Raw genomic sequence first — 21,619 nt, 5'->3', positions numbered from 1 at the left:
TTTAAGGAAAGAGCTTCAAGCAGGGGCTTTGGCTCAAATGTTAATCGTAAATCTTAATTCACCTCTAATTTATTTAAAAAATTGCGATATTTGTGGGTTGTATAAAAATAAAATTTAATGAGTAACGAAACAATCATCTTTTCGATGGAGCGTGTGTCGAAAGTCATCCCTCCTCAAAAGACCATCATAAAAAATATTTATTTGTCCTTTTTCTACGGGGCAAAAATTGGTGTCTTGGGTCTGAATGGATCTGGAAAGTCCACTTTATTGCGCATAATCGCCGGAATCGATAAATCCTACACGGGTGATGTCGTATTTTCACCTGGTTACACCGTAGGTTTATTAGAGCAAGAGCCACAATTAGACCCGAACAAAACGGTGATCGAAGTCGTGGAAGAAGCGGTCGTAGAAATCAAGAACCTGTTAAAGGAATTCGATGAGATTAATGAGGCTTTTGGAGATCCAGATGCTGATTTTGATAAATTATTAGCACGACAGGGCGAGGTCCAAGAGAAGCTGGACCATTTCAATGCCTGGGAATTAGATACGCGTTTAGAGAAAGCAATGGATGCCTTGCGATGTCCTCCGTCTGACGCCTTAGTGAGCACCCTTTCTGGGGGTGAAAAACGCCGTGTGGCGCTTTGTCGCTTGTTATTACAAGAGCCAGATGTCCTTTTATTAGATGAGCCGACTAACCACTTGGATGCGGAATCCGTAGACTGGTTAGAGCAGCATTTACGTCAATACAAGGGTACCGTGATCGCCGTAACCCACGATAGATACTTCTTAGATAATGTGGCGGGCTGGATTTTAGAACTAGATCGTGGCGAAGGGATTCCTTGGAAAGGAAATTATTCTTCTTGGTTAGAGCAAAAGCAAAACCGTTTAGCGCAAGAAGAGAAGACGGAATCTCGTCGTCAAAAAACCTTGCAGCGTGAGTTAGAATGGGTACGTATGGCGCCCAAAGCTCGTCAGGCGAAGTCTAAAGCGCGTATTGGAGCCTACGAGAAACTCCTTTCAGAAGAGAACAGACAGAAAGAAGACAAGCTAGAATTATTTATTCCAGCAGGTCCTCGTTTAGGAAATAAAGTGATCGAGGTACAGGGTGTATCGAAATCGTTTGGCGACAAATTATTGTACGAAAACCTGAGTTTCTCTTTACCCCCAGCCGGTATTGTGGGAATTATCGGGCCAAACGGTGCAGGTAAAACAACCTTATTTAATCTGATTACTGATAAATTACAGCCTGATTCCGGCACTTTTGAAGTGGGAGAAACGGTGAAACTGGCGTATGTGGATCAAGAACACAATCAATTAAAGGCGGAGAAATCGGTGTTTGAAACCATATCTGACGGCAATGATTGGGTGATGTTAGGCGGAAAACAGGCGAATGCGCGTGCCTATGTCAGCAAATTTAACTTTAACGGCGCAGATCAAGAGAAGAAAATCAGCATGTTATCCGGTGGAGAGCGTAACCGCGTTCACTTAGCTATGATGCTGAAGGAAGGTGCCAACGTATTATTACTCGATGAGCCGACCAATGATTTGGACGTAAATACGCTCCGCGCTTTAGAGGAAGGTTTAGAAAACTTCGCAGGTTGTGCGGTAGTCATCTCCCACGACCGTTGGTTCTTAGACCGTATTGCTACGCATATTTTAGCCTTTGAAGGAGATTCACAGGTGACTTGGTTTGAAGGAAATTATTCAGAATACGAAGAATCACGTAAGAAACGCTTAGGGGATACAACGCCTAAACGTATTCGCTACAAGAAATTGCAGTAATTATGAGCTCGAGAGAAAAAATTCAGGCCGTCATTGACGAAATGGGCAAAGTGGTCATTGGCCAGGAACGCCTCATTAATCGCTTATTAGTGGGTCTTTTTACGGGCGGCCACGTCCTGTTAGAAGGGGTGCCTGGCTTAGCGAAGACGTTAACGATTAACACCTTAGCTAAAATTCTCGACCTCCATTTTCACCGCATTCAGTTCACTCCGGATTTGTTACCCGCGGATTTAGTGGGGACGATGATTTACAATCCGAAGAAATCTGAATTTGAAGTCAAAAAAGGACCTATTTTCGCCCAAATCATCCTAGCAGATGAGATCAACCGTGCTCCTGCCAAGGTTCAATCAGCGCTTTTAGAAGCGATGGCAGAAAAGCAGGTGACCATCGGGGATACGACCTATCCTTTAGACAAGCCCTTTTTAGTTTTAGCCACTCAAAATCCAGTCGAGCAAGAAGGTACGTTCCCGCTTCCGGAGGCGCAGGTAGACCGTTTTATGCTCAAGGTATTCTTGAATTACCTGGACAAAGACCAGGAATTAGCGGTGATGCGCCAAAAGTCCAACATGGACTTCAATTACGAGCCTAAAACCGTGTTAAATGCGGAAGATATCGCTAAAATTAGTAAGGAAATTAACGAAATCACCATCTCTGAGACCCTAGAGAAATACATCATCGAACTTGTTTTCGCGACCAGAAATCCGGCTGAATATGGATTAACGCAAGAAGCGGGATATATCCAATTCGGTGCATCACCACGTGCGAGTATCCAACTGAATCTAGCCGCGAAAGTGATGGCCTATTTAGAAGGACGTGATTATGTATTGCCGGAGGACATCAAAGAAATGGCCCCAGATATCCTGAATCACCGCATTATCTTGAATTATGTGGCGGAAGCGGATAACATCACAACCCTTCAAATTATCCAATCTATCTTAAGTAGCGTCGCAATTAATCGATAATTTTTGGGTAAAAATGGGCTCTTTTGTGCTTTAATAGCAAATTAGATCCTATGAAATACCTGGTTATCCTTTGCCTCTTCTTCTTTAGTTTCACCGCTTCGGAACCGATGCGCGTTTTCCTCATCGGTGATTCGACGATGGCAGATAAAGTATCTGCTGATTTTCCGGAGACGGGTTGGGGAATGCCTTTTGCTTCGTTTTTCAATGAGGCAGTAGAGGTCCAAAACCACGCCTACAATGGCAGAAGCACGAAAAGCTTCCGTCGTGAAGGACGCTGGGCGAAGGTATTTAACCAGATCAAAAAAGGGGATTATGTGTTGATTCAGTTTGGCCATAATGATGCCAAAGTCTCCGACACCAGCCGTTACGCCCCAGCACAAACTGACTTCCGCGAAAACCTCGTACGCTATGTGCGCGAAACACGTTCAAAAGGAGGAATTCCTGTCTTATTAACTCCCACTCAACGCAGAAAATTTGATTCTACAGGTGTTTTTGTAGACCAACACGCGGATTATCCAGCCGTGGTTCGCGAAGTAGCAACTGCGGAAAAAGTGCTTTTAATCGACATCGAGAAGGAAAGCAAGAAATACATGGCAGCAGAAGGACCTGAGGGAGCAAAGAAGATGTTTCTTCATTACCCAGCTGGCATCTTTAAAAAATTCAGCAAAGGCGTGGCGGATGATACGCACTTCTCCCCTTTTGGCGCTAAGAAAATAGCCTCCCTGGTTGCTGAAGGCATTTTAGCTTCGAACGAACACTTGCGCAGCTTCTTACAAAAATCGTCCTTCTCTCAGAAATATGTATTCGAATTACCGAACGTAGCGACGACTGCGTTTAAAAAAGATACGTTTAATATCGTTTCTTACGGTGCCGTTTCTTCAGCAAGCAAGTTGAATACAGCAGCTATACAACAGGCCATAGACATCGCCGCGAAGCAAGGCGGTGGTGTGGTACGCGTTCCGGCGGGTTTCTTCGTGACGGGTGCCATTACCTTACGCTCTAATATCAACTTCCATTTAGATGCAGGTGCAGTCTTGCAGTTCAGCGCGGATGCAGCCCAATATCCGCTTGTCAGAACCAACTGGGAAGGCGTGGATGCCATCAGAGCGCAATCCCCAATTACGGCGATAGGCGAACGTAACATTGCGATTACGGGTTCTGGAATCATCGACGGAAACGGCGAGGCTTGGCGACCGGTGAAGAAGGGAAAATTAACACCTGGCGAATGGGATAAACTGGTTCGTTCAGGTGGCGTGTTAGATGACAAAAAAGATACTTGGTATCCGACTGAACGTGCATTAAAGGGATCTAAAATGGATCAGCCAGGCGTCATCGCCGCAGGTTTCAATGAGGCAAAAGCCGAGGAGATCAAAGAATTCCTTCGTCCTAATATGATCTCCCTGCGCGAATGCGAGCAGATTTTACTAGAAGGAGTTACGTTCCAAAACTCCCCAGCGTGGAACATTCACCCCCTACTTTGCAAACACCTGACCGTGGAAAACATCACGGTAAAAAATCCATGGTTCGCACAGAACGGCGATGGCATCGACATCGAATCATGCGAATATGTTTCAGTCCGTCATTCAAAATTTGATGTGGGAGATGATGGCATCTGTTTGAAATCGGGTAAGGATGCCGAGGGCAGAAAAAGAGGTCGCCCAAGTGCCCATATCACTATCGAAAATTGTGTCGTATTTCACGGTCACGGTGGCGTCGTAGTAGGCAGTGAAATGTCAGGAGGCGTACATGATTTATTCGTATCCAATTGTCAATTCCTCGGAACCGATGTAGGCTTACGCTTCAAAACGGCCCGCGGTCGTGGTGGCGTAGTCGAGCATGTCTATATCCAAGACATCAGTATGAAAAACATCACAGGCGAGGCCATCTTATTCGATATGTATTACCAAGGAAAAGATCCGGTGGCTACGTTTGGGAATGGAGGCGAAACACCTAGAATCGAAAGCAAACCAGTCGATGCAGGGACTCCGCAATTCAAAAACATTTTCGTGGATCGCGTCGTAGCTAAAGGAGCAGAAACCGGATTACTCGTGCGCGGATTGCCAGAAATGCCGATTCACCACATCCAATTATCTAATTTAGACATTGAAGCAAAGCAATCTTACCGTGTTATCGAAGCCACAGATATTCAGTTGACGAATGCTCATTTTACGCAAACGGGAGACAAGAAACCGGAGTTAATCAACGTAAAACGCTGGAAACTGAACGCTCAATAATGATACTCGGATCGACCACATAGCGGCCAGATTTATCTCCGTAAAGAGACAATCCGCCTTCTGTGGACTCGAATCGCAAGATCAGTTTCCCCGTTTTGGCAGCCTGCTGCCATGCCGCTGCTGGGATCACACCTTGCACTAAGTAGCCGTAGGTTCCAGCTTCGTCTAGCTTGTTATTTCGCGCCTGGTAATGCCAAGACAAGATTCCTTGATGATCCGCTGGATCATCTGCTAAAGTAGTTTCAGAAGCAACCATTCCGTTTGCACTCACTTTCAATTTTGAAGGACTAGCGTATCGATCGGTCTGCGGATAAGCATTCGGATTTACACCGGGATCAAAAGTTCCTTTGCCTAGCATGTAGTCACCATCCATTTTCCCTGCATCATCCCGGTCTTTTCCTAGGATGGGTTTAGAAGAGGCCTCCACTAAGAAACGAACTTGTTTAATACCCTCAGCGCCAGCCGTAGGGAAAGGAATTTCGTATTCGAAATAACCTGCTCCTGCCCCGTTTAATTTATGCCCTAAAACGCCCGTCCATTGTTTTTTCGGCCAGCTAGATGAGCTATAACGCTCCACTGGCACCGATATCAATTGACCTTTCAAAGGTTGCGAAGCACCCTCTTCCACAATCAAATGCACAAAATTACGGTGCACTACTTTTCCGGATGCATCGCTTAATTCAAACGCTAAGGTATTGATCGATTTATCTGCCGGTAAGGTAATTGATAGGGAATCCAAGGCCTTCACGTCCCAGGCAGCATAAGTTAAAGCGGAAGTTTTCGACCAGCGACTCACTTTTTCGCCTGCCGCATTCGTTCCTGATAAAGACATTTTTAAGCTAAGTGACCCAGCCGTATTTGTCATAGACGAAAGATGCAAAGGGATTTTGACCTGTTGGCCGGCTTTCCCAGCCCACGTGATTTCTTGTCCTGTAGACAGGTAAAAAGGTCCGTGAAAATCTTTCAGTGACATCCCAGGGACGATGGCGTTTAGGCCTGTCTCTTTCTCTGTTCGGTCAAATTTGTAGTAGCCATTCCATTCATTAATCACATCGTGGTGTTCGGTGTATAACCAGCCGGCCATTTGCGGATGGTTTCTAAACGAGTTCAAGGCTTTGTGGTAATCGAAAGTATAATCGACATCGCCGGTACTGCCTTGGTAACCCCACACATTTCCAAACTCGGAGTTAATCATCGGTTGTGATCCTTGCTGGTATCCTTTCTCAAAGTTCCAGGTACTTCCAGGGTAGGTCTTTGCGGCATAATCGCCCACTAATTTATCCCATTCATAACCGGCTTGGTAGGCATGCCAGGAATTAATATCGGTCTCCGTGTGCCCTATACCGCAGCAAACGGAATTATCTTCGACGAGGCGGGTGGGGTCTAAGGTTTTGGCCAAATGATACACCGACGCCACCCACTTCTGCGTTTCCGGCGTATAAATCGATTTATTATCCTTGTGCGTAAACAAACCCCAGGTCTCATTGAACGTAATCCACGAGAAGATCGCCGGGTGATTGTAATCGCGTTTGATCATCTCGTGCAAGGTATATTCCGACTCCTTTTGCATGGCTGCGTCCGGATCTCCCCACGAATTAGGTAAATCTGACATCACCAAAAGTCCTAATTTATCCGCCCAATACAACTTACGCGGCACATCCACCTTAATGTGCGTCCGGATCCCATTCAACCCAATTCGCTTGCTTCGTATGATCTCATCTTTCATAAACTGATCTGATGGGAAAGTATAAAATCCAGTAGGATGATAACTTTGGTCTAAAGCTAATTGCACATAAACAGGTTTGTTATTCAATCCGATATACGGAATCTTCGAACCAGGTAAATTCACCACAGAAATCTTCCGCATCCCGAAATAACCGTTCACGACATCGTTACCCGACTGTATTTTTAGCCCGTATAAATACGGATCTTCTAAAGACCATAGGTGCATCGCTTTTACAGCTATGTCTGCGGCGCCCTCCTGTTTTCCTGCTGGTATCGAAATCGAGGCCATTTGGCCATTCGATAAGGTAATTTTAACTTCTTGATTTTTCGAAGCAGGTGCTCCTAGATAAACTTTAACCTGTGCCTTTTTCGAGTCAATATCCGGATTCACTGCATAATGATCGATAAAATTTCCGCCTCTAGCCTCTAGATATACGGTCTGCCAAATTCCCCTCGCATTCCCATACCCTTGCTTTCCATACAAGGTGAACATCCGACGCTTATCATCCACACGAATAGCGATTTGGTGCACTGAACCCGGTTTAACCCCTACTAATTCAGCATCAAATGGCGTGTAGCCGCCTTGGTGTTTCCCGATTTGTACCCCATCTAAAAAGAGGGTCGTTTCCCAATCTGACGCTCCAATGTTAAAAAAAATACGTTTTCCGGTCCAAGTTACTGGAATTTTAATTTCCTTGTGGTACCAGGCCACATCGGCCTCATCTTTCACCTCTGAAAGGGGCGATCCCCACGGAAAAGGCACGAGAATTTTCTTCGCATAGCGAGTAGGAGCCGTTAGCGACGAATCAAAAGTAAAGTCCCAGTAGCCATTTAAATTCAACCATTGATCCCGTTGTAAGTCAGGGCGAGGATGTTCCGGTAGCGGTTGATTTTTTTGAGCAAGCGCGCAGAAGGATAAACCCGCGAGCAGGAATAGAATGATTTTTTTCATAGGTTTAGATTTGAGCACCAGGTTGGTGGACGTACAAATTTGGCAAAAAATCCGAGATATTTATCAAATAAGCGTAATTTTACAGAATGAGTGAATTAGCGGAATTAAAGAAAAAAATCCCTACCCAGGTAGCTGTGTTAGGTGGAGGTAGCTGGGCCACGGCTTTAGTGAAAATCCTTTCTGAAAATAATGTGAAAATCAAGTGGTGGATCCGTCGTAAATCAGACGTTGAATTCATCCGAAAATACAACCACAATCCGAGTTATTTGACTGATGTGGCCATCAATCCACGCAAAGTAAAGACCTACAGTAAGATGGTGGATGCTTTAGCTGGCGTAGAATACATCATTCTTGCCGTTCCTGCCGCTTTCATTCCGAGTACCTTAAAAGACCTGAATAAAAAACATTTCGAAGGCAAAAAAGTGGTTTCTGCCATCAAAGGAATGATTCCTGACGAAAACCTGTTAGTGACAGACTGGATGGAACGTGCCTTTAACTTGCCTTTAGGCCAAACCTGTGTCATCGCTGGTCCTTGCCACGCGGAAGAGGTAGCTTTAGAGAAACAATCCTATTTGACCATTGCGTCACCCGATTTAAGTTTAGCGCAATCCTTCTCGAATCTATTGAACAGTCGCTTCTTGCAGGCGCACGCGATTCAAGATTTGTATGGCGTGGAATACTGTGCGGTCATTAAAAATATCGTGGCGATGGCCTGCGGGATTACGCGCGGGTTAGGTTTTGGGGATAACTTCCAGGCCGTATTGGTGAGTAATGCAATGCAAGAAATCAAAATCTTCTTAGATGTTGTTTATCCGGAGAAAAACCGGGATTTGAATAGCTCAGGCTATCTGGGTGATTTACTGGTGACGGCTTATTCGCAGTTTTCGCGTAACCGGACCTTTGGAAATATGATCGGTCGCGGTTATTCAGTAAAGTCAGCACAAATCGAAATGAATATGATCGCGGAGGGCTATTATGCCGTTCGAAGTATCTACAGCATCTCGCGCCAGCACAACATCAAATTGCCTATTATCGAGGCGGTTTATAACATCGTGTACGAGAAAGCGAATCCGATGCTTGAGATGAACAAGCTGAAAGGCTTTTTAAAGTAAGAACGAGCGAATTAATTCGGCTGTTTTTGCCAAAGATTCAGCCGACGGCTTCATCTTCTCCTGCGAAAAATTAATGTCTAACAGGCGGTTCATCGGCACTAAATGCACATGTGCATGCGGAACTTCTAAACCGATGACCGCCACTCCTACTCGCTTGCAAGGAATCGCTTTTTTAATCGCGGGCGCGATCGTTTGAGCGAACTTCATCAAATCCCCAAGTAATTCCGGCTCTAAATCGAAGATATAGTCGATCTCTTGTTTAGGGATCACAAGCACGTGGCCTTCCACTAAAGGCATCACATCTAAGAAAGCCAGAAAACGATCGTCTTCCTTGATTAAGTGACAAGGAATTTCTTTGTTGACTATTTTGGTAAATATCGTGCTCATCTTACTCGATACGTTTTAAATTACATTTAGTGATTGGCTTAATAATCATCGGTACTTTCTCTAGTTTTACCGCATCCGAGTCCAAACCGAAGTACTTGTCTTCTGAATGCGTAAACTGCTTCACAAAGAAATACGCCTTCATCACCATTCGGTCTAACAAAGGTAATTCGTTATCGAAGGATAAGAATTTCTCCAAAACAACGAAACGGAAATCACCGATCACGTTTTGCTCATTCAAGGACTTATAACGAGAAGTGATATCCACTTCTCCTCGAGAAACCATCTCTTCTACTACCTTACGGAAGTATAAATTAATACGTTGCTCTACTTTGAAACCTAGCTTAAAGTTCACCTTAATGATGTCATCCGGCTCGATGACCGTCACCTTGTATTCCATTGCATACGGATCATCCAAGGTATCCACATGGACGAACCAATAGATATCAGCACGCTTCGGGCGACGTTGGAAAATAGAGTAAATAATCTTCGATTCGATATCCGTCACACGTCCTGCATTAGACATAAAGACTAAGTGCGTCGCGTATTTAGGGATCGTCTCATCTTTACTCAACTCTTTTAATGGCTCGATATAATCCGATAATTTCTCGTATTCCGTTAATTTTTTCTTAATACGAGTCGCTCTAAACCACACCCACATGATCAAAATAATGACCCCAGCAATGAATAAGGAAACATAACCTCCATGCCAGAACTTCTGCAAGTTCGCTACTAAGAAGGATCCTTCTAAGGAGACATAAACCGCCAGGAATAAGAGAATCCACCACATATCCACTTTCTTGATATGCAGGTAATAGGCCATCAAGGAAGTCGTCATTAACATCGTCAACGTGATGGCAAGACCATAGGCCGCCTCCATATTTGCGGATTCCTTAAACCATAAGACAACACCCACACAACCCATCCATAATAAAATATTGATGGAAGGAACATACAATTGTCCTTTTTGGTCAGATGGATAGACTAAACGTACACGAGGCCAAAAGTTCAATCGAATCGCTTCGGAAATCAAGGTAAAGGATCCTGAAATCAAGGCCTGCGAAGCGATCACCGCTGCAGCCGTCGCAATCATAATACCCGTAAATAAGAACTCACGTGGCAATAATTCGAAGATTGGTTTACGAACACCTAACAAAGCGCCTTCGTGCGCTAATAACCAAGCGCCTTGCCCGAAATACTGTAAAATCAAGGCAATCTTCACAAAGACCCAACTAACACGAATATTCTCTTTACCGCAGTGACCTAAATCAGAATACAAGGCCTCAGCCCCCGTTGTACATAAAAATACGGCTCCCAAGGTCCAGAATCCAGCAGATCCCGCTTGATGAGTCGTTAACAATTCCCAGGCATACACAGGAGATAAAGCTCTGAAAATAGACCAATCTTGACCAATCCAGATCAAACCCGTCAATCCTAACATCGAGAACCACAACAACATAATAGGTCCAAATAGCTTACCTACGACCTTTGTGCCAAAGATTTGGAAGATAAATAGAACCGTTAAGATAACAATAACGATAGGCACGGTATCTGTTACGAAAGGGGTACCGTCCTTATGATGAAGCATTTTTAATCCTTCAATCGCGGAAGAAACCGAGATAGGCGGCGTAATAATCCCATCCGCTAATAAAGTCGCACCACCAATAATGGCTGGTAAGGTTAACCACTTCGCATGACGTCTTACTAACGCAAAAAGGGCAAAGATCCCGCCTTCACCCTTATTATCCGCTCTTAAAATTAAAATCACATACTTTAACGTTGTTTGTAAGGTCAACGTCCAAAAAATACAAGACAACCCGCCTAAAACGGTTAAAGAATTGATCGGATTATCTCCAATGATTGATTGCATTACATACAATGGAGAAGTTCCAATGTCCCCGTAAATGATTCCCATTGCTACCAATAGACCGGCAGCAGTGGCTTTACTTTTGTGTTTGTGTTCCATTATTAATCTCTAGGGAGTAAAAGTCTTATCAAGCGGCTTTGTTTATCTTAAAAATTAAATGCAATAAATGCACAAAATTGTACTATTTGTATCTGTTTTCTTGAAATATTTCAAGAAACGGATGCAAATATAGATTTAATTTCCTGATAATGAATATCCTTTGAAATTAATTTAGACGGTAGGTATCGAATGATTCTCCGGGCTCGATTTTTAACACACGCGTAAGGACCAAAAGGACTAATTTTCTGGAAGCCAGCCAGATAGGGATTTGGGCTTCCTGAACCAATTGGGCGAGGGTGATGTGGCCATTTTTCCGGATATGATCTAGCAATAATCGCTCGATTTCCCCGTAGGCGAAACTGATGCCGTCATTGTTTTGGCGTCGTAAAATTTGCTTCATTTCCTTACTTGCCTGAATGGTGCGATCCTCTACCCGCACATAGCAAATAGGATGTGGATCCGCAGCCAATTGAACAAAATGAGGCTTATCCACACTTTCAAAGACCTGGTAGACCAAAACCTCGCGGCCATTATCTAAGCGAATTCGATAGGCGCGGTACGTGAATGCCGGGAAACAGAATTTTTCAATAGCGCGCTCCAGTAAAAATTGCTCTTCCTCCGCGAACTTCACTCCTTCGATTACCCCCGCATCACTCACCCCTATGAATAAATGACCTCCCTCCGTATTCGCGAAAGCCACCAATTCCTTGATAATCTTCTCCGGGAACTTAACCTTCATCTTGAACTCCAAGCGCAAACCTTCGCCATGACGAACAAGATTTCGCAGATTTCGAAGGTCTAACAAGTTCTCCTCCTCATCTCCTAAGGACCTATCCAACAAAATTTCTGATCCAATCCGCATAAGGCCCTAATTTAGGAATTATTTTTTTTATTTATTAGTATAGTTATTCAATAGACAATGTGTACCTTTGTAAAAAATAGGACAAAATGCATCTCAAAACGCTCGAAAAGGAATTACTATCCAGATCATTGCCTGAACGAATTCAGTTCATTGCCTCCTATTTTGCGGGTGAACGCCTAGTTTTCTCTACCTCCTTTGGGCAAGAAGATCAGGCCATTACGCAAGCCATTGCTAGCACAAAATCGGCCATCGGTATTTTCACGCTGGATACCGGCCGTCAATTCCAAGAATCCTACGAATTGATGGATTTGACCAACAAAAAATACGGCATTTCGCTACAAACTTTTTTCCCTAACACCTCCGCGGTGGAAACCTTAGTGGCAGAAAAAGGATTCAATTCCTTCTATACTTCAGTAGAGAACCGAAAAGAATGCTGTTTTGTTCGAAAAATGGAGCCATTAAATCGGGCCCTGCAGGGGGCGAAAGTCTGGATTACCGGATTAAGAGCCGAACAATCAGACAATAGAGCTGATATGCCTATCATCGAATGGGATGAGAACCGTCAATTGTGGAAAATCAACCCCCTAATTGATTGGAGCTTTAGCCAATTAGAGAATTACTTACAAGAACATAAAATTCCCCAAAACCCCTTGCACAAAAAAGGGTTCATCTCCATCGGATGCGCACCCTGTACGCGGGCTATTTCGGAAGGAGAACATCCTCGGGCGGGTCGTTGGTGGTGGGAGAATTCCCAAAAAGAATGTGGTTTACACGCTTAAGTTATGCAGACAATACAAGACAAAATCGGTCATTTCCCTCGCCAGCTAGAGGATGAATCTATCTACATCCTTAGAGAAGTGGCGGCGCAATTTGAGCGCCCTGCCTTACTTTTCTCGGGAGGAAAGGATTCCATTACCTTGGTTCGTTTAGCCCAAAAGGCTTTCTTCCCAGGTAAAATTCCCTTCCCTTTGGTTCATATCGATACAGGACACAACTTCCCGGAGACGATTGAATTCCGCGATTGGTTAGCGAAAGAAACGGGGGCTGAATTAATCGTGCGCTATGTACAAGATTCCATCAACCAAGGAAAGGCGACGGAAGAGTCTGGAAAATATGCCTCGCGCAACGTCCTTCAAACCGTAACGCTTTTAGATACGATCGAGGAATTCAAATTCGATGCTTGTATCGGTGGTGCAAGACGTGACGAGGAAAAGGCGAGAGCGAAAGAACGTATTTTTTCGGTGCGCGATGATTTTGGACAATGGGATGCAAAACGCCAAAGACCCGAATTATTCGATATGCTCAACGGCCGCATCGCAGTGGGAGAAAACGTACGCGTGTTTCCTATTTCGAACTGGACGGAGCTCGATGTTTGGAACTACATCAAAGAAGAGAAGATGGAGATCCCTAGTATTTACTATTCGCACCAACGTCAAGTAATCGAGCGGGATGGAATGCTTTGGGCAGATTCTGAGTACTTGAACAAAGAAGCAGATGAGATTCCATTCGAAGCGACAGTTCGTTTTAGAACGGTGGGCGATATGACGTGTACGGCAGCTGTGGCTTCTGATGCAACGGATATCGATGTGATTATAGAAGAGATTCTTTCTGCCGAAATTTCGGAACGAGGCGCGCGCATTGACGACAAACGTTCGGAGGCGGCGATGGAAAAAAGAAAACAACAAGGGTATTTTTAATTCAATCTCAGACAAGAACACATGGATATTTTACGCATAGCTACCGCAGGTTCCGTTGATGATGGAAAAAGTACCTTAATCGGCCGCCTGTTATACGAAACTAATTCGATTACCAAAGATAAAATAGAAGCCTTAGAAAGTGCATCTAAACGCAAAGGACTAGACTTTCTTGACCTTTCCTTATTAACCGATGGCCTCATCGCTGAACGCGAGCAAGGTATTACCATCGATGTGGCGAATATTTATTTCTCCACGCCTACCCGCAAATACATCATCGCGGATACTCCGGGCCACGTGGAATACACGCGCAACATGGTGACAGGGGCTTCGAACGCGAAAGTTTCCCTCATCTTAGTGGATGCACGACAAGGAGTAGTGGAACAAACAGCGCGTCACTTGTCGATCGCCGCGATGCTCCGTATCCCCAAAGTGATCATTTGTGTGAATAAGATGGACTTAGTGCAATACCAAGAATCCACGTTCAATGCGATAAAAGACAGCTTGGCGGAATTAGTAGCACAGACCACTTTCGAAGGACAGGAAATCAGCTTCTTGCCTATTTCCTCTTTGTACGGCCAAAACATCACGCAAAAGGCCAGCGAAATGCCTTGGTTCAAGGGCAATACACTGTTAGGTGAATTAGAAGCCTTTGAATACGCTTCTACACTAGCGCACGCACCCGCTCGTTTCCCGGTTCAATTTGTCGTGAGACCCATGACAGAGGCCTACCACGACTTCCGTGGCTATGCCGGAAAAATCAGCTCTGGCACGTTCAAAGTGGGTGATGCGATTCGCGTTTTGCCTACGGGACAAGAAAGCACGATTGCGACCATTGAGAAATTTGAAACGAAATTAGATCAAGCTATCGCAGGGGATTCTGTGACGATTACGTTGACGACGGATGTGGATATTTCCAGAGGAAACACGCTTGTGTTAGCTTCAGAGGACAATGCTCCGGCATTGAAAGATTTTTCAGCACAAGTATGCTGGTTAGATCACACAGCATTAAGCCCAGGTAAGACCTACTTATTACAACACGGAATCAATACAACGAAGGCCAAAATCTCTCAAATTACGGAGCGCCTTGACGTAGCGACTCAAACGTCTACCCAGGGTGTAGATACGCTGAAGTTAAATGAGATAGGAACGATTGCGTTGCGCACGGCACAACCGATCAGCGCAGATCAATATGCAGCTAATCCAGCGAATGGAGCCTTCATCCTGATCGATGAATTCTCGAATTCAACCGTCGGTGTAGGATTCGTAAAATAAGTTTATTGGTATTTTTTAGGGGCGTAGAGGAAGCCAAAAGCCTCTGCGCCTTTTTTTGTGTGCACCTCGTGGTGCACATAATGCGCTTTCATAATGCGCTTCATGTACGCAGAACCCGCTTTGTACTTGATTTTAATCCGGCGGTGCACAATGATATCGTGGAAGATGAAATAGAAGATGCCATACGTTGCAATCCCTAATCCGATGTAAAATAGCGGCCAGTAGGCTGGAATTTCAGCTCCTACGATAATAGTTAGCGTAGAGGAGATTCCGAAAACAACCGAAAACAGGTCATTTTTTTCCAATTTATTTTTGTGGTGCACGTGATGCGACTCGTGCCAGTTCCACATGATCCCATGCATGATGTACTTGTGCGTAAACCATGCGAAGCCTTCCATTCCCAGAAAGGTACCTAACCAAAGTAAAATTCCCATTAACATCATAACGCTATTTCAACCAAAATTACGGCGAATTGTTTTAAAATCCACCCTCGACCTTTGGCCTAAATCAATTATCTTTGTAGGCTTAGAGAACACATATGATAGATAAGAATTACGCCCCGCAGGAAATTGAACAAAAATGGTATGCCTACTGGTTAGAAAACAAGCTTTTCGCTTCGAAACCTAATCCGAACAAAGAGGCGTACACCATCGTCATTCCTCCTCCTAACGTCACTGGGGTGCTTCATATGGGCCACATGTTGAACAATACGATTCAAGATGTCTTGATTCGCAAGGCGCGTATGGAAGGCAAAGAGGCGTGTTGGGTACCGGGAACGGACCACGCATCGATTGCGACAGAGGCGAAAGTAGTGGCCATGTTGAAGGAAAAAGGCATCTCTAAGGCCGACATTACTCGCGAGGAATTCTTGAAATATGCCTTCGAATGGAAGGACAAATACGGTGGAATCATCCTTGATCAATTGAAAAAATTAGGGGCTTCTTGTGACTGGGATCGTACCCGTTTTACGATGGAACCCTCTTTATACCAAGCGGTTATTGACACCTTTGTGCGTTTATATAACAAAGGTTTGATCTACCGCGGCGTGCGTATGGTGAACTGGGATCCACAAGGGAAAACCGCTTTATCAGACGAAGAAGTGATTTACAAGGATATTCAGGCCAAATTACATTACATCAATTATCCATTAATCGATGGATCTGGATTTGTTACCATTGCAACGACTCGACCTGAAACCATCATGGCGGATGCAGCCATTTGCGTGAATCCAACAGATGAGCGCTACCTGCATTTGCAAGGCAAAAAGGTTCGTATCCCATTGATTGATCGCGAAATTCCGATTATTGCTGACGAATATGTTACTGCGGAGTTTGGAACGGGTTGTTTAAAAGTGACCCCTGCTCACGATTTGAATGACTACGAGTTAGGTTTAAAACACAAGTTGCCTGTCATCGATCTATTAAACGACGATGGAACCTTGAATGAAAAGGCCGTCCTATTTGTGGGTGTTGACCGTTTCGAGGCGCGTAAACGCATTGTGAAACAATTAACCGAAGAAGGTTATTTGGCCAAAACAGAAGAATACAAATCCACCGTGGGAACTTCGGAGAGAACAGGCGCGGTCATCGAGCCCAAACTATCCTTGCAATGGTTCATGAAGATGGAGGAGATGGCGAAGCCAGCTTTGGACAACGTCATGAATGACACTATTCAATTACACCCGGCGAAGTTTAAGAATACGTACCGTTCTTGGATGGAAAATGTACGCGATTGGTGTATTTCCCGTCAATTATGGTGGGGGCAACAAATCCCTGCCTTCTATTTAGAAGACGGCACGGTGATCGTAGCGAAAGATAAAAAAGAAGCCTTGCGCATCGCAAGAGATACATACCAATTGTATGCCTTAGTGGAAGATGATTTGACACAGGATCCGGATGTTTTGGATACTTGGTTCTCCTCTTGGCTATGGCCTATCTCGGTTTTTGATGGTATCGAAAACCCAGATAATGAAGAGATTAACTACTATTATCCTACGAATGACTTAGTGACTGGACCAGATATTTTATTCTTCTGGGTAGCGCGTATGATCATGGCGGGTTACGAATGGAGAGATGAATTGCCGTTCAAGAATGTCTATTTAACAGGTATTGTGCGCGATAAGCAAGGTCGTAAGATGTCCAAATCATTAGGCAACTCGCCTGATCCTTTGGAGCTGATTGAGCGTTTCGGCGCGGATGGAGTTCGTTCTGGCTTATTGTTCTCCGCTCCGGCTGGGAATGACTTATTATTTGATGATAAATTGTGCGAACAAGGACGTAACTTCTCGAACAAGATTTGGAATGCGTTCCGACTTTTACGCGGTTTAGAAGTGGTTCCAGGTGCCTCATTACCTGAACACGTTTTAGCAACGGCTTGGTTTGAATCAAAATTAAACCAAACCATTATTGACGTTCAAGATCACTTCAGTAAATTCCGCATTTCAGATGCCCTTTTAAGCATATATGAGCTAGTTTGGGATGATTTCTGCGGTAAGTATTTAGAGATCATTAAACCGGCCTACCAAAGCCCCATTCACGCAGACACGCTACAAGCGGCGCTAGGTTTATTCGATTCTTTGATGCGCTTAATGCATCCGTACATGCCGTTTATAACGGAAGAGATTTGGCAGGTGATCGATGAACGTAAGGCGGGAGAGTCCATCTGCAAAGCTGAATTCCCGTTAGCAGGTCCAGTTAATGCGGCGTTAGTCGCTCAATTCGATGTAGTTTTCGAAGTGGTAACGAAAGTTCGCGAGATCCGTAATTCGAAGCAATTGTCACCTAAATTGGCTTTGGCCTTACATATTAAAGCAGAAAATAAAGCCGCCTATGCTCCGCTAGAGGCGATTATGATCAAACTAGCTAATTTAGAATCCATCACGTTTGTAGCGGATGCGGTAGCTGATGCCCAAACCTTTGTCGTGAAAGCGGATCAGTTCTTCGTTCCTTTAGCAAACGACGAAGATCCAGCTGTAGTGAAAGCGGAATCAGAGAAGGAATTAGTGTATCTGTTAGGTTTCAAAAAATCAGTGGAAGCGAAACTTGCCAACGAAAAATTCGTAGCGAATGCAAAAGCGGATTTAGTAGAGCGTGAAAGACAAAAATTAGCGGATGCAGAAACCAAGATTCAGTCCTTGCAAGAATTGTTAGCCCGTTTAGGATAATGAAATTTCTTTACGCGATTTTCTTCGGTTTGCTACTATGGTCTTGTTCTTCAGAAAAGGAAGCGCCGGCCATTCAGTGGGATTTTCAGCGAGTGGAACGCGAAATGTCCTCAGCTAAATCGGATGCGGAGATGAGTGCGGTGCTAACTAAATACCCGGAGATCACAGTGGGGTATTTTGGCGCTACAACCGAAAACACCCCCTTTCTTGCTCAAGATCTCTATCGATTATATGCTAATCCCGCGTTGCGTAAATTCTATGATCAAAGTCAAGAGGCTAGCTTTTTTGGTGGCGATTCACTAGAAATAGAACTCAAAACAGCGTTTACCAAAATTCAACAGGAATTCCCTGGCGTTAAAACACCGAAAATCAGAACGGTATTTTCCGGTTTCGGAGGTGTGGGAGGCGGCGAATATACTGCACAGAACCTAGTCGTTTCAGACTCCTTGATCATCATTGGTCTTGACTACTTTATGGGATCTCGCGGTCTCTATAAAGCGCCCAATGTGTATGAGTACCAGATGCGCCGTTTAGAACCCAAAGCCTTAGTGGCACAAGTGATCCTACAATATTCTGCCTTTTTGATCAAACAAACAGAGAATGATGCGAGTTTATTAAGCGATATGATTTGGTATGGCAAAGGCTACGTTTTCACGAAAACGATTTTACCTTCCGTCCCTGACAGTCTTATTTTCGGTTATTCTCAGCAAGAAATCGCTGAGACAAATGCCTTTCAAAAAGAAGTTTGGGAGCATTTTATCGATCGCAAATTGTTATTTAGTAGCGATAAAAACGTCAAGGCAAAATACTTAGATGATCGTCCCAAAACGACCGAAGTCGGTCCCGCCTGCCCAGGCAGCATCGGACGCTGGTTAGGCTGGCGCATTGTGGACTCCTATTGGAAACAAAAGCCTAAAACAACATTAGCAAAGATATTGACCGACCCAGAAGCCAATCGATTATTCCTCGATTCAGGCTACCGCGGCGAAGCAGATAAGAAATAAGATGGCAAAAAAACAACACGGTGATATAGGCGGAGGAGTGGATCCAAAAGATGCCGTCAAAGTAAGCAAACAGGGTCTATCTAAGGCCATTAAAATCTTCCGATTCGTCATTCCTTACAAATGGACGTTCATCGTGGGGATGGCTTTCTTGTTGTTATCTAACTTAACAACCCTCAGTTTTCCCCTTTTAATCGGGGAAATGACCAAAGTCATCGAAGGCAAATCAACCTATAAGATCAACGAAGTAACCCTGTTTTTCTTCGCGGTTCTGATCGTACAAGCCATTCTCTCTTTCTTCCGCATCTATACATTTGCGCAAGTATCAGAGAAAGCAATGCGCGATGTTCGCCAAACATTATACGCCAAAATCATCACACTACCCATCTTTCACTTCGAGAAAAGACGCGTAGGGGAATTGATGAGCCGTATCACTTCTGATATCACCCAATTACAGGATGTGTTATCGATTACCTTAGCAGAGTTCTTTCGCCAGGTTTTCACCCTCGTGGGTGGCGTTGCGCTCATTACCTATATCTCCTGGAAGCTGACCCTATTTATGCTGGCGACATTCCCGGTATTGGTTATTTCAGCAATCGTTTTCGGTAAATTCATCCGGAAGATCTCCAAAAAGGCACAGGACGAACTAGCCAATACCAACATCATCGTAGAGGAAACGTTAACGTCCATTCAAGCCGTTAAAGCCTTCACCAACGAGAAATACGAAGTCGATCGTTACACCTCTTCCTTAAATAAGGTAGTAGGCGAGGCCTTAAAAGCGGCGACCTTGCGGGGAGGATTTGTCAGTTTCATCATTTTCGCCTTGTTTGGCGGCATTGTAGGCGTGGTTTGGTATGGTGCTTCCTTAGTTGCGAATGGCGATTTAATACTTGCTGACCTATTGACCTTCATCTTCTACACTGCCTTCATCGGAGGTTCCGTAGGAGGATTAGGTGACATCTATGCCCAATTACAAAAGACCATTGGTGCCTCAGATCGTATCCTAGAAATCTTGGGCGATCCATCGGAGATTGATTTGACGCGTGATTCATCCGCCTCTGCGGTATCATTCGGCCAAATAAAGGTTCAAGACCTCGAGTTCTCCTACCCTTCCCGTCCATCCGTACAAATCATCAAAGGTATTAACTTTACCATTGAACCCGGTCAAAAGGTAGCCATAGTAGGAACTTCAGGAACGGGTAAATCAACCCTAGCGCAATTGTTTATGCGTTTTTATGAGCCTAACGCGGGCACTATCTCACTAGGGGATCGCTCCATCGCAGACATCGACATTACCGAATGGCGTAAAATGGTGGCTCTTGTCCCACAAGAAGTGCTACTTTTCGGAGGAACTATCCGCGAGAACATCGCCTATGGTAAACCAGGAGCTACTCAAGCAGAGATCGAATCCGCTGCCGAATTAGCCTATGCCAAAGAATTCGTCGAATCATTCCCAGAGAAATGGGATACCATGGTAGGAGAACGCGGCGTTAAATTATCAGGTGGCCAAAGACAACGCATCGCCATCGCCCGCGCCATCCTTAAAAACCCCAAGTTCTTATTACTAGACGAGGCCACTAGTGCCCTCGATTCAGAATCAGAAAAATGGGTACAATCCGCTCTCGAGGAACTCATGAAAAACCGGACGAGCTTGATCATCGCTCACCGTTTATCGACCATTCGTTCGGCAGATTTAATCATCGTTATGGAAGAGGGTAAGATCGTTGAATCCGGTTCTCACGAAGAATTGATGAAGAAAAAATCGGGGATTTACCAAAATATGGTCAAATTACAAACCGAACATTTAGGCTAGATGAATTCATCCTATTCACTTTCAGATTTTGACCTTCGATCAACCCCCTGCAGAGTTGATGTGCTAGCTACCTTTCAAGCGGTAGACTTTGCGTTAAGCCAAGGCGACATCGAACAAAAATTAAGCGATCAATACGATCGCGTAACGGTATACCGCACCTTAAAGACCTTTTTAACACAAGGCCTACTTCACAAAGTTTTAGATGACAATGGTGGCGTAAAATACGCTTTATGTAAGGAACTATGCCACCAAGGAGATCATACTCACCAACACGACCACGTACATTTCAAGTGCAATCAATGTGGCCAAACAACCTGTTTAGAGACCGTTCATATTCCAAGTATTCAATTGCCTGCAGGCTTCACGAAGCAAGAGAGTAATTTGTTGATACAGGGGACATGCTCAATGTGTCGAGTTTAGATAATAGAGTAGAGAGGATAGATGGCGAAAGGAGATAGTCGATAGTCAAAGACCAAAGTTCAAAGAGCAAAGTTCAAAGAGCAAAGAGCAAAGAGCAAAGTTTAAAGAGCAAAGTTCAAAGAGCAAAGTTCAAATTGCTGAGTGCGTGGGGCGATATTTCATGAGTGGATAAAAAACGAGGCGGCAGCCTCTTTTTTATGCCGTATCTCTACTCTTTGCTCTATACTCTCTACTCTATTTCCTGATTACTGCCCACTGATAACTGACGACTAAT

16 protein-coding genes are annotated in these 21,619 nt (G+C 44.4%); 11 read left to right on the top strand and 5 right to left on the bottom strand.

Going from position 1 to position 21,619, the window contains the following annotated elements; all coding sequences use genetic code 11:
* Nucleotides 1–117 precede the first annotated feature (117 nt).
* The 3 genes from ettA to EWU21_RS05915 are packed head-to-tail and all read left to right on the top strand — an operon-like array spanning nt 118 to nt 4,978.
* Entirely contained in the window at nt 118–1,782 is a 1,665-nt protein-coding gene (gene ettA, locus EWU21_RS05925; protein WP_130895900.1) for an energy-dependent translational throttle protein EttA, read from the top strand.
* 2 nt (nt 1,783–1,784) lie between these two features.
* Nucleotides 1,785–2,744 (top strand): AAA family ATPase, encoded by a 960-nt coding sequence (locus tag EWU21_RS05920; protein WP_130895899.1) that lies wholly within the window; start codon nt 1,785–1,787, stop codon nt 2,742–2,744.
* A 50-nt stretch (nt 2,745–2,794) separates the two neighbouring features.
* Complete coding sequence (locus EWU21_RS05915) at nt 2,795–4,978, top strand: glycosyl hydrolase family 28 protein (protein WP_130895898.1); 2,184 nt, start codon at nt 2,795–2,797, stop codon at nt 4,976–4,978.
* Here the strand turns inward: EWU21_RS05915 and EWU21_RS05910 are convergent.
* Nucleotides 4,944–7,655 (bottom strand): glycoside hydrolase family 2 protein, encoded by a 2,712-nt coding sequence (locus EWU21_RS05910; RefSeq protein WP_130895897.1) that lies wholly within the window; start codon nt 7,653–7,655, stop codon nt 4,944–4,946. The two genes, EWU21_RS05915 and EWU21_RS05910, sit on opposite strands and share 35 nt — an antisense overlap.
* Nucleotides 7,656–7,741: 86 nt before the next feature.
* On the opposite strand from EWU21_RS05910, the gene EWU21_RS05905 reads away from it, so the two are divergent.
* A complete protein-coding gene (locus tag EWU21_RS05905; protein WP_130895896.1) occupies nt 7,742–8,767 on the top strand; it encodes an NAD(P)H-dependent glycerol-3-phosphate dehydrogenase in 1,026 nt (341 codons plus the stop codon).
* On the opposite strand, the gene EWU21_RS05900 is transcribed toward EWU21_RS05905, so the two are convergent.
* The 3 genes from EWU21_RS05900 to EWU21_RS05890 form a co-directional block, all read right to left on the bottom strand.
* Complete coding sequence (locus EWU21_RS05900) at nt 8,759–9,154, bottom strand: HIT family protein (protein WP_130895895.1); 396 nt, start codon at nt 9,152–9,154, stop codon at nt 8,759–8,761. The genes EWU21_RS05905 and EWU21_RS05900 overlap by 9 nt on opposite strands.
* Nucleotide 9,155: 1 nt before the next feature.
* Complete coding sequence (locus EWU21_RS05895) at nt 9,156–11,117, bottom strand: KUP/HAK/KT family potassium transporter (protein ID WP_130895894.1); 1,962 nt, start codon at nt 11,115–11,117, stop codon at nt 9,156–9,158.
* 166 nt (nt 11,118–11,283) lie between these two features.
* Entirely contained in the window at nt 11,284–11,979 is a 696-nt protein-coding gene (locus EWU21_RS05890) for an AlbA family DNA-binding domain-containing protein (protein WP_130895893.1), read from the bottom strand.
* An 86-nt stretch (nt 11,980–12,065) separates the two neighbouring features.
* Between EWU21_RS05890 and EWU21_RS05885 the strand changes: the two genes are divergently transcribed.
* Genes EWU21_RS05885 through EWU21_RS05875 form a run of 3 tightly spaced genes read left to right on the top strand, consistent with a single transcriptional unit; the run spans nt 12,066 to nt 14,948 of the window.
* Nucleotides 12,066–12,758, top strand: a complete 693-nt coding sequence (locus EWU21_RS05885) for a phosphoadenylyl-sulfate reductase (RefSeq protein WP_130895892.1) — start codon at nt 12,066–12,068, stop codon at nt 12,756–12,758.
* A 3-nt stretch (nt 12,759–12,761) separates the two neighbouring features.
* The gene (gene cysD, locus EWU21_RS05880) at nt 12,762–13,676 is read left to right on the top strand and encodes a sulfate adenylyltransferase subunit CysD (RefSeq protein ID WP_130895891.1); all 915 of its coding nucleotides are present in this window, start codon (nt 12,762–12,764) and stop codon (nt 13,674–13,676) included.
* Nucleotides 13,677–13,697: 21 nt separating this feature from the next.
* Nucleotides 13,698–14,948, top strand: coding sequence for a sulfate adenylyltransferase subunit 1 (locus EWU21_RS05875; protein ID WP_130895890.1), 1,251 nt, complete (start codon nt 13,698–13,700; stop codon nt 14,946–14,948).
* 2 nt (nt 14,949–14,950) lie between these two features.
* Here EWU21_RS05875 and EWU21_RS05870 read toward each other — a convergent pair whose 3' ends face one another.
* Nucleotides 14,951–15,388 carry a sterol desaturase family protein gene (locus EWU21_RS05870; RefSeq protein WP_130896486.1) on the bottom strand — a complete coding sequence of 146 codons (438 nt, stop codon included), beginning with the start codon at nt 15,386–15,388 and terminating at the stop codon, nt 14,951–14,953.
* A gap of 98 nt (nt 15,389–15,486) precedes the next feature.
* On the opposite strand from EWU21_RS05870, the gene EWU21_RS05865 reads away from it, so the two are divergent.
* The 4 genes from EWU21_RS05865 to EWU21_RS05850 are packed head-to-tail and all read left to right on the top strand — an operon-like array spanning nt 15,487 to nt 21,345.
* On the top strand, nt 15,487–18,111 hold the full coding sequence (locus EWU21_RS05865) for a valine--tRNA ligase (RefSeq protein WP_130895889.1): 2,625 nt from the start codon (nt 15,487–15,489) through the stop codon (nt 18,109–18,111).
* Nucleotides 18,111–19,115 carry a gliding motility protein GldB-related protein gene (locus EWU21_RS05860; protein ID WP_130895888.1) on the top strand — a complete coding sequence of 335 codons (1,005 nt, stop codon included), beginning with the start codon at nt 18,111–18,113 and terminating at the stop codon, nt 19,113–19,115. The genes EWU21_RS05865 and EWU21_RS05860 overlap by 1 nt, the downstream gene beginning before the upstream one ends.
* 1 nt (nt 19,116) lies before the next feature.
* Nucleotides 19,117–20,925 (top strand): ABC transporter ATP-binding protein, encoded by a 1,809-nt coding sequence (locus tag EWU21_RS05855; protein ID WP_130895887.1) that lies wholly within the window; start codon nt 19,117–19,119, stop codon nt 20,923–20,925.
* Entirely contained in the window at nt 20,926–21,345 is a 420-nt protein-coding gene (locus EWU21_RS05850; protein WP_130895886.1) for a Fur family transcriptional regulator, read from the top strand.
* The last annotated feature ends 274 nt before the right edge of the window (nt 21,346–21,619 follow it).

This window comes from Aquirufa antheringensis (genome assembly GCF_004307425.1).
GTDB lineage: Bacteria > Bacteroidota > Bacteroidia > Cytophagales > Spirosomataceae > Aquirufa > Aquirufa antheringensis.
This window is presented reverse-complemented; position numbering and strand designations above follow the sequence as displayed.